This is a genomic window from Streptomyces sp. NBC_00569 (genome assembly GCF_036345255.1).
Lineage (GTDB): Bacteria > Actinomycetota > Actinomycetes > Streptomycetales > Streptomycetaceae > Streptomyces.
Genome location: NZ_CP107783.1, coordinates 1,012,629 through 1,026,743, shown reverse-complemented (window position 1 = coordinate 1,026,743; position 14,115 = coordinate 1,012,629). Strand labels below are relative to the sequence as shown.

The window sequence follows — 14,115 nt, the reverse complement described above, 5'->3', positions numbered from 1 at the left end:
ACTCCGGCCTCCACACATTGGACAGGGGGCGCACCGCCGGCCGCGGTACGCATGTCAGGTCCCCCTGCTCGTACAACTGACCCCGTCGCCGTGAAGGGCGGTCAAACAGGCAGCAGCCGCGCGATCAGCGCGCTCAGCTGCTGGGCGTTGCGGCACTCGTGCATCTCGACGATCTCCGCGTACGTGTCGGTCGCCGAGTCGCCGGTGTCCCACAGCGAGTGCCGTTCGGGGTTGAGCCAGTACACCTTGCGGGCGCGCCCGGCGACGTCCCGCAGCGCCCCCGTGTTGGGGTCGCTCATGTTCGTACGGGCGTCGCCCAGGACGAACACGGTGCTGCGCGGGCCGACCGCGTCCGCGTACCGCTCTGCGAACTCGCCCAGCGACGTGCCGTAGTCGCTGCTTCCGTGCCAGCCCGTGACGGCCGCCGCCGAGAGGATGCGCGTGCTGAGTCCCTCGGGCCCGGCCGCGTCGCGGCCGATGAGGTCGGTCACCTCGTCGACGCGGTTGACGAAGGCGAACACCCGCACCTTGCTGAACTGGTCGTGCAGTGCCTGCACCAGCAGCATCGTGAAGTTGGCGAAACCCGCGACCGAGCCGGACACGTCGCACAGGAGGACGAGTTCGGGACGCGCGGGCCGGCGGCGGCGCAGCACGGGCCGCATCGGGACGCCGCCCGTCGACAGGGACCCACGGAGCGTGCGGCGCAGGTCGATCCGCCCGCGCGCGGCCCGGCGCCGGCGGGCGGCGAGGCGGGTGGCCAGCTTGCGGGCCAGGGGCTGAACCGCCCGGCGCAGCTCGTCCAGCTGGGCGCGCCCCGCGATGAGGAAGTCGACGCGGTCGGCGGTGGGCGCGATGGCGCGGCGGGCGATCTCGTCGGCGCCGCGACGCTCGGCGACCCGGCGTCGCGCCTCGGCGCCCACGCGCCCGCGGAACGCCTGGATGCGGCGGCGGATCTCGTCCGCCTGGAGCCGGTCGGTGAACTCGTCCTCGCCGGCGGCCCCCGCCCGGATCCCCGCGAGGATCCGGGCGAGCAGGGTCTCCGGGCGCAGCCGGGCCAGCGTCTGGTGCGAGGACCAGCCGTCGGAGCGGTCCGATGGACCCGATCCTCCGGACCCGCCCGAGCCGCCCGCGCCGTTCGCCGTGCCGTAGCCGCCGAGGCCGTCCACCGCCTCGGCCGCCAACTGGTCGAGCAGTTCCTGGTCGTTGGCGGCGAGCGCGGCGGCGAGCCGCTCGCGCAGGTCGGCCGTGTCGGAGTCCTGCCACGGACGCCCGGCGCCCGGCTCGTGCCGGGTGTCCTGCGGGGCGCCGACACTCCGGGGAAAGTACAGATCGAAGACGGGGTCGAAGACGGACCGCTGCCCCTCGCTGTGCAACAGCGCCGCCGCCAGGCCCTCCCGCAGGTGCTCGCGGTCGGTCAGGCCGAGCGCCTCGACGGCGAGCCCGGCGTCGACGGTCTCGCCGGTGCCGATCCGGACCCCGTGCGAGCGCAGCGCCTGCACGAGCGCGGTGAGCCGCTCCGGGACGCCGGCCGCCGTCGCGCTCACACGGCGTCCAGGTCCAGCTTGGCCGCCGCCTTCAGCACGTCCTCCTGATGCTTGAGGACGACGCCGAGCGTGTCGCGTACGACCTCCTCGTCGAGGGTTTCGGCGCCGAGGGCGAGGAGCGTGCGGGCCCAGTCGATGGTCTCCGCGACCGACGGCACCTTCCGCAGGTCCATCGCGCGCAGCGCGCCGACCACCCGCACCACGGCCTGCGCCAGCGCCTCGTCGAGACCCGGCACCTTGAGACGTACGATCTGCCGCTCCAACTGCTCCTCGGGGAAGCCGATGTGGAGGAACAGGCAGCGGCGGCGCAGCGCCTCGGACAGCTCGCGGCTCGCGTTGGAGGTGAGGACGGTGAACGGGCGGCGCGTCGCGCTGATCGTGCCGAGCTCGGGCACCGTCACCTGGAAGTCGCTGAGCACCTCCAGGAGCAGGCCCTCCACCTCGACGTCGGCCTTGTCGGTCTCGTCGATGAGCAGCACCTTCGGGTCACTGCCGCGGATCGCCGTCAGCAGCGGGCGCGGCAGCAGGAACTCCTCGCTGAAGATGTCCGTGCGGGTCTCGTCCCACGACTCGTCGCGGCCCGCCGTGATGCGCAGGAGCTGCTTGGCGTGGTTCCACTCGTACAGGGCGCGCGACTCGTCCACGCCCTCGTAGCACTGGAGCCGGACGAGGGTGGCGCCCGCGACCTCGGCGACCGCCTTGGCCAGCTCGGTCTTGCCGACGCCCGCGGGGCCCTCGACGAGGAGCGGCTTGCCGAGGCGGTCGGCGAGGAAGACCGTGGTGGCCACCGCGGGGGACGCCAGGTAGCCCGTCGCGGCGAGCCGCGCGGACACATCGTCGACGGACGTGAAGTACCCGGACGTCATGCGTGAGCCCCCTCCTCGTGCGGCGCCGCGCGCCGGCTGTCCCGGCCACTGGATCAGTTCGGTGTCGGGCTCCACAACAGGGACGCGGAGTTTGCGTCGTAGGTCACGTGCCACAGCTGTACGGAACGCCCGAACCGGCCTCTCCTCGCGGGCCCGAACTGCTGGGTCTCAATCCGAGACCCTCGTATGCTGACGGCATGAGGCGGACCTCCTTTGCCAACTGGCCCTGCTCCATCGCCCGCACCATGGACCTGCTCGGCGACTGGTGGACGCCGCTCGTCCTGCGCGAGGCGTTCTACGGGATCAAGCGGTTCGACGTGTTCCAGGAGGAGCTCTGCATCGCGCGCAACACCCTGGCCGACCGGCTCCGGCGCCTCGTGGACGAGGGGCTCATGGAGAAGCGGGCCTATCAGCAGGAGCCGGTCCGCTACGACTACGTCCTCACGGACATGGGGCGCGACTTCTTCGGCGTGCTCGCCGCCATGAACAGGTGGGGCGACCGCTGGCTCGCGGAGGAGGCCGGACCGCCCGTCGTGTTCCACCACGACCGGTGCGGCCAGGAGGGCCACGCCGAGGTCGTGTGCAGCGCATGCCAGGAGCCGATGACGGCCGAGAACACGCGGCCCCGTCTCGGCCCGGGCTATCCGCCCCGGCTGGCCGAACGCCCGGACATCAAGGCGCGTTTCGCCGACTGACTCCCCGTGGCCCCACCCCTGTCCTGCCCTCTTGACGAGTGAGTCTATCTACGCAACTCTCATGCTCAGGGCCGCTTTCGACGGGCCTCGCACAGTGAACTTCCCGCAGACGGAGAGGCAACCGGCAATGGAGTGGACGGGCGCGCGCTACGCCGACAAACCGACGGTCGAGGTCCGCAGAAGAGTCCTGGCGTCGCCGGAGCGGGTGTGGGAGTTCGTCTCCGACATCGACCTGATGCCCACGCTCAGCGCCGAACTCCAGTCGGTCGCCTGGCTGGACGGGGCGACGGGGCCCGCGCTCGGCGCGCGGTTCGCCGGGCGCAGCAAGCACGAGTCGCTGGGGGAGTGGCAGACCACCTCGTACGTCGTCCGGTGCGAGGCGCCCCGCGTCTTCGCCTGGGCGGTCGAGGATCCCGAACAGCCCAGCGCCCTGTGGAGGTTCACCCTGACACCGCTCGACGACGGCGGCACCGAGCTGGCCCAGTGGATGCGGCTCGGCCCCGGCCGCTCCGGGCTCTCCCACGCGATCGACCGGATGCCGGAGAAGGAGCAGAAGATCGTGTTCGTGCGGCTGCGGGAGTTCGAGCGGAGCATCACCGCCACGCTCGACGCGATCAAGGTCCTGGCCGAGGGCGGCCCGGCTCGGGAAGGGCGGGGCGAGTGATGCGTACGTCCACGACGATCGAGGCCTCGGGCGGCAGTTGGCGCGAGACGGTCGACTTCGTGACCGAGGCCGAACGGCTCGGGATGGACATCTGCTGGGTGGCCGAGGCGTGGGGCTCGGAGGCCCCCTCGCCGCTCGGATACCTGGCCGCGCGCACGGAGAGGATGCTGCTCGGCTCCGGGATCATCCAGCTCGCCACCCGCACCCCGGCCGCGATCGCCCGCGCGGCGATCACCCTCTCCAACATCTCCGAGGGCCGCTTCCTGCTCGGACTCGGCCCGTCGGGGCCGCAGGTGATCGAAGGCCTGCACGGGGTCCCCTTCGCGCGGCCCCTGACCCGCATGCGCGAGACCGTCGAGATCGTCCGGCAAGCCGTGGCGGGAGAGAAACTCGCCTACGAGGGCCGGGAGTTCACCCTCCCCCTTCCGGGCGGTGAGGCGAAGCCGATGCGCCTTTCGATGCGGGCCGAGCACGACCTGCCCGTCTATCTGGCCACGCTCTCGCCCAACATGCTGAGGCTGACCGGTGAGATCGCGGACGGCTGGCTCGGCACGAGCTTCGTGCCGGAGGGTGCGCAGGGGGCCTACTTCGACCATCTGGACGCCGGGCTCGCGGCGGCCGGCCGTGAGCGGTCCGACCTGGACGTCTGCCAGGGCGCCGAGGTGGCGTTCGCCGAGGACGAGGACGCGCTGCGCGCGATGCTCGCGGGCCGCAAGAAGGAACTGGCCTTCAGCCTGGGCGGCATGGGTTCCGCGACCACCAACTACTACAACAACGCCTACAGCAGGCAGGGCTGGGCCGACACGGCGGCCGAGGTCCGCGCCCGCTGGCAGGCGGGCGACCGTGACGGCGCCGCGGAACTGGTCACCGACGACATGGTCCTGGCCACCACCCTCATCGGCACCGAGCCCATGGTCCGCGAACGCCTGCGGGTCTGGAGCGCCGCGGGCGTCGACACGGTCCGCCTCTACCCGTCCGGTGACACCCTGGAGGCCCGTCTGACCACGCTGGGCAGGGCGCTGGATCTCGTACGGGAGGTGGGGCGCGGCGAGCGCTAGTCAGGAGGTCTGCGGGCCCGACGAGTCCGCATGGTTGCTGAGCTCGATCAGGTTGCCGTCCGGGTCCCGCACGTACACGCTCAGGATGGGGCCGGTGGCGCCCGTGCGTTCCACCGGCCCTTCCTCCAACAGGACGCCATGGTCTGCCAGTTCGGCGACGATCCGCTCGACGGGCTCGTCGACGATCAGGCACAGGTCCGCGCTGCCGGGTGTGGGGCGGGCCGCCTTCGGCTCGAACTCACGGCCCGCCTCGTGAAGGTTGATCTTGCTGTGCCCGAAAGTCAGGGCGCGGCGGCCGCCCCGGAAGGTGACCGCCTCCATGCCCAGGACCTCCGTGTAGAAGGCGACCGTGGCGTCGAGGTCGCGCATGGTGAGGACGAGGTGGTCGAGTCGGTCGATCCGCATGACGCAACCCAATCAAGCATTGGGCGGCTTGTCGACGCACGCGCCTGAACGCTGCCCGTCCGCTGCGCGGGCGGCCACCGTGTCGCCGTCGGGGGTGTGCGCTGAGCCAGGGCGTGCGTTCAGCCGGAGCGTTCGTTCGCCGCCTTTTCGATCAGGTCGGCGACCGCGGTCGGCTGTGAGGCCAACGAAGCGTGCCCTGCGGCGAGTTCGATCACGGCGCGCGGGTTCATCCGCTCGGCCATGCGGCGTTCGGTGGCCGGATTGATCATGCGGTCGTCCGTCGACACCTGGTACCACGTCGGCTTGACCCGCCAGGCGGGGGCGGTCACGGTGTCCCCGAATGTCGAGGTCAGGGGCGCTTTCTGGGTGACGGCCATGACGAAGGCCTCGTCTGCGGGCAGGTCCTGGCAGAAGCTCTCGTGGAACTTGTCCTGCTTGATCCACAGGTAGCCGTCGGAGTCGGGTGCGAGGTTCTCGATCGCCGCGGGCGCCGGCTCCTGGCTGATCTGCCCAGGGCTCTCGCCCGCATCGGGCGCGAACGCGGCGACGTAGACGAGGCCCGTCACGTTCGGCAGGTCGCCCGCCTCCGTGATGACGGCGCCGCCGTAGGAATGCCCCACCAGGAGTACGGGGCCGTCCACCTGCGCGACCATCTTGCGGGTGCGCTCGGCGTCGTCCGCCAGGGAGGTCAGGGGGTTCTCCACCGCGTGCAGAGAGCCGAAGCCGCGGTTGCGCAGCTCCACGACGACCTTGGCCCAGTGGGCGGCGCCGCCCCAGAACCCGTGCACCAGAACGACAGTCGGCTTGTCCGCCATGACGGCACACACCTGTTTCGGGGAGAGCGGAGAGCGGTCCATCTCACGCTAAGCCCGAGGTCACGCCCCGGCCACCGGTGACGGCGGCCGGGGCCGTGACCTCGGCTCCCAGGGCCGGCCCAAGGTTCCTCGGGTCAGCCCAGCACCCTCCCCAGCGCGGCGAGCGCCGACTCCAGTTCCTCGCGGGTGATGGTCAGGGGCGGCGCCAGACGGATCGTCGAGCCGTGAGTGTCCTTGACCAACACGCCCTCGGCCAGGAGGAGTTCGCTGATCCGGCGCCCCGTTCCGATGGCCGGGTCGATGTCGACGCCCGCCCACAGTCCGCGGGCCCGAAAGCCGGTGACGCCCTTGCCGGTGAGGGCCTCGAGCCCGGTGCGCAGCACCTTGCCCAGATCGGCCGCCCGGCGCTGGAACTCGCCGGTGGCGAGCAGGTCGACGACGGCGGAGCCGACCGCCGCGGACAGCGGGTTCCCGCCGAACGTGGAACCGTGCTCGCCCGGCCGCAGCACCCCCAGGACGTCCCGGCCCGCGACGACCGCCGACACCGGCACGATGCCACCGCCGAGCGCCTTGCCGAGCAGCAGCATGTCGGGGCGTACGGCTTCGTGGTCGACGGCCAGTGTGCGGCCCGTGCGGCCGAGGCCCGACTGGATCTCGTCGGTGATGAACAGACAGCCGGCCCGCCGCGTCAGATCGCGTACCCCGGTGAGGTAGCCGTCGTCCGGGATGACGACCCCGGCCTCGCCCTGGATGGGTTCGAGCAGGACGGCCGCCGTCGTCTCGTCGACCGCCGCTTCGAGCGCGGCCAGGTCGTTGTAGGGGACCACGCGGAAGCCCGGCGTGAACGGCCCGAACCCGGCGCGGGCCGACTCGTCGGTGGAGAAGCTGACGATCGTGGTCGTCCGGCCGTGGAAGTTGCCGTCGGCCACGACGATCGTCGCCCGGTCCACGGGGACGCCCTTGACCTCGTACGCCCACTTGCGGGCGACCTTGACGGCGCTCTCCACGGCCTCGGCGCCCGTGTTCATCGGCAGGACCATGTCGAGGCCCGTCAGCTCCGCGAGGCCCTCGGCGAAGCCGGCGAGACGGTCGTTGTGGAAGGCGCGCGACGTCAGCGTGAGCTGGTCGAGCTGGCGGTGGGCGGCCTCGATCAGGGCCGGGTGGCGGTGGCCGAAGTTGAGGGCCGAGTAACCGGCCAGGAGGTCGAGGTAGCGGCGGCCCTCGACGTCCTCGACCCAGGTGCCCTCGGCGCGGGCGACGACCACGGGCAGGGGGTGGTAGTTGTGCGCGAGCACCGGTGTCTCGGCGCTGATGAGCTCGGCCGAGGAACGCGGGGCCTTGACAGGGGCGACGGTCATGAACGGATCTCCTGGGTGCAGCACTTGATGCCTCCGCCGGCCTTGTGGAACTCGGAGAGGTCGACGGGGACGGGGACGTATCCACGGTGGTCGAGCTGGTCGATGAGCCCGGTGGCCTGCGGGGCGACGAACACGTGCCAGCCGTCGGAGACGGAGTTCAGGCCGAAGGCCATCGCGTCGTCGCGGGTGGCGAGCACGGCGTCCGGGAAGAGCCGCGCGAGCACCTCGCGGCTCCCGGGCGAGAACGCCTCCGGGTAGTACGCGACGGTGCCGCCGTCGGGATCGTCCGGGTCGTCGAGGGCGAACAGTGCGGTGTCCAGGTGGTAGAAGTACGGGTCGACCAGACGCAGTCCGATGACCGGCACGCCGAAGAACTCCTGCGCCTCGTCGTGCGCGGCACGCGTCGTACGGAATCCGCTGCCCGCGAGGACGTAGCGGCCCGCCGGTACGAGATCGCCCTCGCCCTCGCAGACCGACGCGGGGTGGTGGACGTCGTAGCCCGCCGCCTTGAACCACGTCTCGTACTCCGCCGACTCCGGTCGGCGTTGTTCGGCGTGGAAGTTCGAGCCGAGGACGCGGCCGGCCACGACGAGCGCCGAGTTCGCGGCGAAGACCATGTCGGGCAGGCCCGGGACCGGCGGCACGGTCTCGACCGTGTGTCCGTGCGCGCGGTAGGTGTCGATCAGGTGCTGCCACTGCGCGAGGGCGAGCGCGGTGTCGACCCGCACGTCGTCGCGCATCCACGGGTTGATGGCGTAGTGAACGTCGAAGTATCTGGGCTCACACACCAGATAGCGCCTGGGCACAGACGGGTACCTCCGCTTCCTGCGGGACGACGATCAGAGGGTGTCTCCACGGTAGGAAGCGGGGGTCGCGCTCGACAAGACCAGTTGAATGCGTATGCCCGCAGTAATGCTGCGCAGAACGGGAGGTCAGCGCTGGATTGCTGCGTCGTCGGGGGCGGGCTCGCGGGCGCCGGCCTCCGCGCTGTCCGGCAGCAGGTGGGAGAGCACCATGTAACTGATCGTCTTGCGGATGAACGGCTCGGCCCTGATGCGTTCGAGCACCTCTTCGAAGTGGCCGACGTCCGTGGCCCTGACGTGCAGCAACGCGTCGGCGCCGCCCGTCACGGTCATCGCGGAGGTGATCTCCGGGTGGTTGCGCACGACTTCGGCGAGCCGACGGGGCGGCGCCGCCCCGTCGCAGTACACCTCGACGAACGCCTCGGTGCGCCATCCGAGGGCGGCGGGCCGGACCGTCGCGGTGTATCCGGTGATGACGTCGTTCTCGCGCAGCCGGTCGGCGCGTCGTTTGACGGCGGTGGCGGAGAGGCCGATGGCCGCGCCGATCTCCGCGAAACTCGTCCTCGCGTTGGCGATCAGGGCCGCGACGATCTTGCGGTCGAGGTCGTCGAACGCCACATGCTTGCTGTTCATGGCCGGTGGTCCTTCTCGTGCTGGTCACGGGCGCGCAGGGCGAGGGCCACCAGGGCGGCGTCCTCGGGGCGCCGCACGTCGCGGCCGGTCAGCTCGGCGAACCGGTTGATCCGCTGCTGGATCGTGTTGCGATGGCAGTACAGGGCGGCCGCGGTGTCCGCGACGGACCCGGTCCCGGCCAGATGCGACCGTACGGTATCGAGGAGCCGCCTCGTCTCGCCGGCGGGCACAGATTCCGTGTCGAGGCCGCTGAGGACGTCGTCGGCGAGATCCCGTCCGAACCCCTCGGCGCGCTGTACCAGGACATCGAGCCAGCTGTCCTCGAGCCGTCGGGGCCCTGCCGCGTCCGACGGCAGCACGCGCGCCGTGGCCGTGGCGAGCACCACCGCACGAGGCACCGCGGCAAGGCCTGCCGCGGCGGAGGCGACCCCGCACGGCGTCTCCTGGAGCAGCGCGAGGACGGACTCCGCCGTGGTGCGCCGGCCCAGCTGCACGGCGAGCACCAGATCCGAGGCGACCTCCTGCAACTGGACAGGAGTCTCCGCCGTGCGCAGCGCCGCGGCGGTCCTGCGCAGTCCCGCCCCGTGCTGCGGCGGCGCCACCGCGCACAGGAACCGGTCGTCGGCCTGGAAGCCGAGGGCGAGCGCCGCGTCCCGCACCACCGTCGGATTGCGTCCCTCGCTGTCCAGGAGCCGGGCGAACCACATGCGCCGCTCGTCCGCCGCGCGGCGTCCCATGTCGAGGATGGTGCGCTGATACGCCGTCATGATGCCGGTGACGTGCTTCTCCACGGCCTCCCACACGTGGTACGCCGACGTCACCAGCTCGGCCCTGTCCTTCTCGCCCGCCTTGTCGACGAGAGCCGCCCAGACGACGCGGAAGTCGAGGCGCGCCGCCGAGAGGAGGGAGTCCAGCGGGACACCCTCACGGGCGCGCCGCTCCCCGACCCGTTCGGAGACGGTGGCGATGCGCTCGGACAGGGGCAGCCCGGCGACCGTGCGCAGCAGGAACTCGAACGCCTCCCACGCCGTGGCGCGGAACTCCTCCTCCGAGACGCGGTCGGCGTAGGGGGCGCGGACCGGCCGCACACACTCCACCCAGAGGCCGACCAGGCTGTCGATGTCCTCCAGGCAGCGCCGGGCCAGCTCGGTGACCCGGGGATCCGGGGGCGGGAAGAGGATGGGCTCACTGTTCATGTGCACAATCCTGGCCGCCTCATCGGCGCCAAATCAACGTTGGCTTCGCGCCACACCCCGTGAATTCTTGGAGTGTCCGGCAGGCCGTGGCCGGAATTCCACCGCATGGAGGGCCGGGAAACTGTGCATTTGACCCCTCGCGAGCTGGAGCGGATCCAGCTGTTCACCGTCGCGGAACTCGCCCGCCGCCGCAGGGCGCGCGGGCGGAGGCTGAACGCCCCGGAGGCGATCGCCCTGATCTGCGACGAGGTCCTCGAAGCCGCCTGGGACGGCCTGACCCTCGACGAAGTGATCGCGGCGGGCCGCAAGGTCCTCACCGAGGACGATGTGATGGACGGGGTGCCGCAGATGGTGACCACGATCCAGGTCGAGGCGCTGTTCCCGAGCGGTACGTCGCTGGTGGCGATCGACCACCCGATCCCCACCGTGGACGGGAGCGGCGAGCCGGGGCCGGGCGCCGTGCGCACCGCGCCCGACCCGGTCCTGATCAACACGGGCAGGCTCCGTTCGAGGCTGACCGTCCGCAACAACGGCGACCGCACCGTCTACCTGTCCTCGCACTACCCGCTCGCCGAGGCGAACGCGGCCCTGGAGCTCGACCGCGAGGCCGCCGCGGGAATGCGGCTCGACATCCCGGCGGGCACCGCACTGTCCTTCGAACCCGGAGCCGTACGCGAAGTCGACGTGGTGACGGCACGCCATGAGGAGGCGTCATGACACAGGTCGACCGCCGCACGTACAACGCCCTCTACGGGCCCACGACCGGCGACCGGATCCGGCTCGGCGACACCTGTCTGTGGGTCGAGGTGGAGCAGGACGACGGCACGCCGGGCGACGAACTGCTCGGCGGCTGCGGCAAGACGGTCCGCGACGGACTGCTGGCATCGCCGCGCTCCGAGCGGGACTCCGCGCTCGACATGGTGGTCGCCGGAGTGGTCCTGATGGACCCGGTGCTCGGCGTCCGCAAGACCGACATCGGTATCAAGGACGGCCGGATCGTCGCCGTGGGCGGCGTCGGCAACCCGGACGTCATGGACGTCGACTTCGCCATCGACTCGCACACTTCGGTCATCCCGGGCGAGGGCCTGATCGCCACCCCCGGCATCGTGGACAGCCACGTCCACCTCTCCTCGCCCGAGGTGGCGCCCGCCGCGCTGTCCGCCGGAGTCACCACGCTCGTCGGCATGGGCCTCGGCGGCGTGTGGGAGATCGGCTGCAACCCGGCGCACAACCTGCACACCCTGATGGCGTCCTGGCGCGGCACCCCGCTCAACATCGCCTTCCTCGCCCGGGGTTCCTCCACCTCCCGCGCCCTGCTCGACGAGTCCGTGCTCGCGGGCGCCGGCGGCTTCAAGATCCACGAGGACTTCGGGGCCACCCCGCGCATCATCGAGACGTGTCTGGGCACCGCGGAACAGGCGGACCTGCCCGTCGCCATGCACACCGACTCCATGAACGAGTCCGGCTATCTGCGCGACACCATCGGTGCCACCCGTGGCCGCACGGTGCACGCATACCACGTGGAGGGCGGCGGCGGTCACCCCGACCTCCTGGAGATCCTCTCCGAGCCCAACGTGCTTCCCTCGTCGACCACCCCGACGGTTCCGTACACCGCCAACACCGTCGGCGAGCTGTTCCCGATGACGATGACGGTCCACCGGCAGAACCACCACTCGCCCAGCGACATCGAGATCTCCAAGGGCCGCATCCGCGGCCACGCCATCGCCGCCGAGAACGCCCTGCACGACCTGGGCGCGATCAGCATCGTCAACTCCGACTCCATGGGCATGGGGCGGATGGCCGAGACGGTGCGCAGGACCTGGCAGCTCGCCCATGTGCAGGCCCTCGCGAACGGCGCCGGGGGAGTGGAACACTCCGCCAACGCACGAGCGTTGCGCTACCTGGCGAAGATCACCCTGAACCCGGCGATCGCGCACGGCCTGGCCCACGAGGTGGGATCCCTCCAGCCGGGCCGCATGGCCGACCTCGTGCTGTGGCACCCCGCGTGGTTCGGCACCAAGCCCGAACTCGTCGTCAAGGGCGGCTTCGTGGCCTGGGGCAACACCGGCTCCGGCTCCGGCTCCACCCGACTGACCCAGCCCCGCACCTACCGCCCCTACTTCGGCGCGCTCGGCGACGCCCCCGCACGCCTCTCGCGGATCTTCGTCGCGCAGGCCGCCCTGGAGGACCGGGCCGCCCGCGCCGCACTCCCGCAAGGCCTGCAGTACGCGCCGATCGCCGGCGCACGCGGCCTGACCCGGGCCGACATGCTGCACAACACCGCCACGCCACGCGTCCATGTGCCGCGCGAGCCCGCGCCGGTCCTGGTCGACGACGTCCCCACCGGAACCGACGCCGTCACCGAACTGCCCCTCGCCCAACTGCACCACTTCGCCTGAGGGACGGACCCACCCCATGCTCCTCGACCTGCTGGTGCGCAACGCGCGCATCCTCACCCTCGACGACGACCGGCCCACCGCCCGCACCCTGGGAGTCCTGCACGGCAGGATCGCGGGACTCGACGACGACGTCGAAGACCTGCCCGCGCGCCGTGTCCTGGACGCGGGCGGCGCCACCCTCGTCCCGGGCTTCAACGACGCCCACTGTCACACCGCGTGGTTCGGCCTCACCCTCGCCCAGCTCGACCTGTCCAAGGCCCGGTCGGTGGACGAGGTGTACGCCGCCGTCGCCGACCACGCGGCAGGAATGCCGCCGGACGCGTGGGTGACCGGCGCCGGACTCGACCACCACAAACTCGGTGGCGTCCAGCCGCACCGCGACGCCCTAGACCGCGCGGCGGGTGGCCGCCCCGTGTGGCTCAAGCACACCTCCGGGCACGCCTGCGTCGTCAACTCACCCGTTCTGGAGAAGGCCGGCGCGCTCGCCGACGGGTTCGCCGATCCGACCGGCGGCGTCGTCGCCCGGGACGCGGACGGACGGCCCAACGGACTCCTCGAAGAGACCGCGCAGCAACTCGTGCAACGCCAGGTGCTGCCTTACCCCGTGGCCACCCTCGCTGACGCCATCGGCGCCGCCACCCGGCACTACCTCGCCGAGGGCGTCACGAGCTTCACCGAGGCCGGCATCGGCGGCGGCTGGATCGGGCACAGCCCGGTGGAGCTCGCCGCCTACCAACTCGCCCGCGACAGCGGCGCGTTGCACACCCGGGCCCAGGTGATGGCCGCCTCCGACGTGCTGCACCCGCTCACCGCGCACGCCGACGACGCCATCACCCTCGGCCTCGACCTCGGCATGCGCACCGGCTTCGGCGACGACCGGCTCTCGCTGGGCCCCGTCAAGATCTTCCTCGACGGCTCGCTGCTCGGCCGCACCGCCGCCGTCACCGAACCGTTCTGCGGCTGCCCCCACGACACCTCCGCCACCGGATACTTCCAGGGCGATCCCGAGGCCATGGCCGACACCGTGGTGGCCGCCCACCGGGCCGGCTGGACCGTCGCGGCCCACGCCATCGGAGACCGGGCCGTCGATCTCGCACTCGACACCTTCGCCCGCGCCCGGCGGACCCACCCACGCCCCGACGTGCGGCACCGGATCGAGCACGCCGGCGTCGTGCGGCCCGATCAGCTGTCCCGCTTCGCCGAGCTGCGCGTCGTGCCCGTGCCGCAGCACAACTTCCTGTACGCCTTCGGCGACGCCATGGCGGCGGCCCTCGGGCCGGAGCGCACCCCGTACTCGTACCGGCTGCGTTCCCTGCTCGACCTGGGCATCGTCGTGCCCGGCAGCTCCGACCGGCCGGTCGCTCCCGGGGCCCCGTTGCCCGCGATGCAGTCCATGGTGGAACGCCTCACCGAGACCGGCGCGGCCTACGGCGCGGACGAGAGCGTCACGGCACTCGCCGCGCTGCGTGCCTGGACCGTCGGCTCCGCGCACGCCACCGGTCACGGCGACCGCAAGGGCGTCCTGCGCCCCGGACACCTGGCCGACTTCACCGTCCTGGACGCCGACCCCACCCGCGTCTCGCCGGACCGCATCGGTGCGATCCGGATCCTGGCCACCTCCGTCGGCGGCACCGTCGCCCATGACCCGCTCGGCCTGACCGCCTCCAGCTGAGGCACCC

Annotated in this window: 14 protein-coding genes; 6 read left to right on the top strand and 8 right to left on the bottom strand. The window is 71.9% G+C overall.

Annotated elements, in window-relative coordinates; translation table 11 throughout:
* Positions 1-101 precede the first annotated feature (101 nt).
* Positions 102-1,544 carry a VWA domain-containing protein gene (locus OHO83_RS04770; protein WP_330278745.1) on the bottom strand — a complete coding sequence of 481 codons (1,443 nt, stop codon included), beginning with the start codon at positions 1,542-1,544 and terminating at the stop codon, positions 102-104.
* Positions 1,541-2,410: an AAA family ATPase gene (locus OHO83_RS04765; RefSeq protein ID WP_266678574.1), complete on the bottom strand. Its 870-nt coding sequence runs from the start codon at positions 2,408-2,410 to the stop codon at positions 1,541-1,543. Before OHO83_RS04765 ends, OHO83_RS04770 begins: the two co-directional genes overlap by 4 nt.
* Before the next feature lie 197 nt (positions 2,411-2,607).
* Here OHO83_RS04765 and OHO83_RS04760 point away from each other — a divergent pair, with 197 nt between their 5' ends.
* The 3 genes from OHO83_RS04760 to OHO83_RS04750 all read left to right on the top strand — a co-directional run bounded on the left by OHO83_RS04760 (position 2,608) and on the right by OHO83_RS04750 (position 4,827).
* Positions 2,608-3,105, top strand: coding sequence for a winged helix-turn-helix transcriptional regulator (locus tag OHO83_RS04760; RefSeq protein WP_330278744.1), 498 nt, complete (start codon positions 2,608-2,610; stop codon positions 3,103-3,105).
* Between the two features lie 127 nt (positions 3,106-3,232).
* Positions 3,233-3,769, top strand: coding sequence for an SRPBCC family protein (locus OHO83_RS04755; protein WP_266678578.1), 537 nt, complete (start codon positions 3,233-3,235; stop codon positions 3,767-3,769).
* Positions 3,769-4,827, top strand: coding sequence for an LLM class flavin-dependent oxidoreductase (locus tag OHO83_RS04750; protein WP_266678580.1), 1,059 nt, complete (start codon positions 3,769-3,771; stop codon positions 4,825-4,827). Before OHO83_RS04755 ends, OHO83_RS04750 begins: the two co-directional genes overlap by 1 nt.
* Here the strand turns inward: OHO83_RS04750 and OHO83_RS04745 are convergent, their stop codons facing one another.
* The 6 genes from OHO83_RS04745 to OHO83_RS04720 all read right to left on the bottom strand — a co-directional run bounded on the left by OHO83_RS04745 (position 4,828) and on the right by OHO83_RS04720 (position 10,037).
* Entirely contained in the window at positions 4,828-5,232 is a 405-nt protein-coding gene (locus OHO83_RS04745; protein ID WP_330278743.1) for a VOC family protein, read from the bottom strand.
* Between the two features lie 119 nt (positions 5,233-5,351).
* A complete protein-coding gene (locus OHO83_RS04740; protein WP_330278742.1) occupies positions 5,352-6,047 on the bottom strand; it encodes an alpha/beta hydrolase in 696 nt (231 codons plus the stop codon).
* 134 nt (positions 6,048-6,181) lie between these two features.
* The gene (gene rocD / locus OHO83_RS04735) at positions 6,182-7,405 is read right to left on the bottom strand and encodes an ornithine--oxo-acid transaminase (protein ID WP_330278741.1); all 1,224 of its coding nucleotides are present in this window, start codon (positions 7,403-7,405) and stop codon (positions 6,182-6,184) included.
* The gene (ddaH, locus tag OHO83_RS04730; protein ID WP_443066030.1) at positions 7,402-8,193 is read right to left on the bottom strand and encodes a dimethylargininase; all 792 of its coding nucleotides are present in this window, start codon (positions 8,191-8,193) and stop codon (positions 7,402-7,404) included. Before ddaH ends, rocD begins: the two co-directional genes overlap by 4 nt.
* Before the next feature lie 144 nt (positions 8,194-8,337).
* A complete protein-coding gene (locus tag OHO83_RS04725) occupies positions 8,338-8,841 on the bottom strand; it encodes an Lrp/AsnC family transcriptional regulator (RefSeq protein ID WP_266678588.1) in 504 nt (167 codons plus the stop codon).
* Positions 8,838-10,037, bottom strand: a complete 1,200-nt coding sequence (locus OHO83_RS04720) for a helix-turn-helix domain-containing protein (protein ID WP_329432213.1) — start codon at positions 10,035-10,037, stop codon at positions 8,838-8,840. The genes OHO83_RS04725 and OHO83_RS04720 overlap by 4 nt, the downstream gene beginning before the upstream one ends.
* Before the next feature lie 123 nt (positions 10,038-10,160).
* Here OHO83_RS04720 and OHO83_RS04715 point away from each other — a divergent pair, with 123 nt between their 5' ends.
* From OHO83_RS04715 to OHO83_RS04705, 3 genes are read left to right on the top strand one after another with little or no spacing between them, the layout of a single operon-like run.
* The gene (locus tag OHO83_RS04715) at positions 10,161-10,754 is read left to right on the top strand and encodes an urease subunit gamma (RefSeq protein ID WP_266678592.1); all 594 of its coding nucleotides are present in this window, start codon (positions 10,161-10,163) and stop codon (positions 10,752-10,754) included.
* Entirely contained in the window at positions 10,751-12,436 is a 1,686-nt protein-coding gene (locus tag OHO83_RS04710; protein WP_330278739.1) for an urease subunit alpha, read from the top strand. The genes OHO83_RS04715 and OHO83_RS04710 overlap by 4 nt, the downstream gene beginning before the upstream one ends.
* Before the next feature lie 16 nt (positions 12,437-12,452).
* On the top strand, positions 12,453-14,108 hold the full coding sequence (locus OHO83_RS04705; protein ID WP_330278738.1) for an amidohydrolase: 1,656 nt from the start codon (positions 12,453-12,455) through the stop codon (positions 14,106-14,108).
* Positions 14,109-14,115 lie beyond the last annotated feature (7 nt).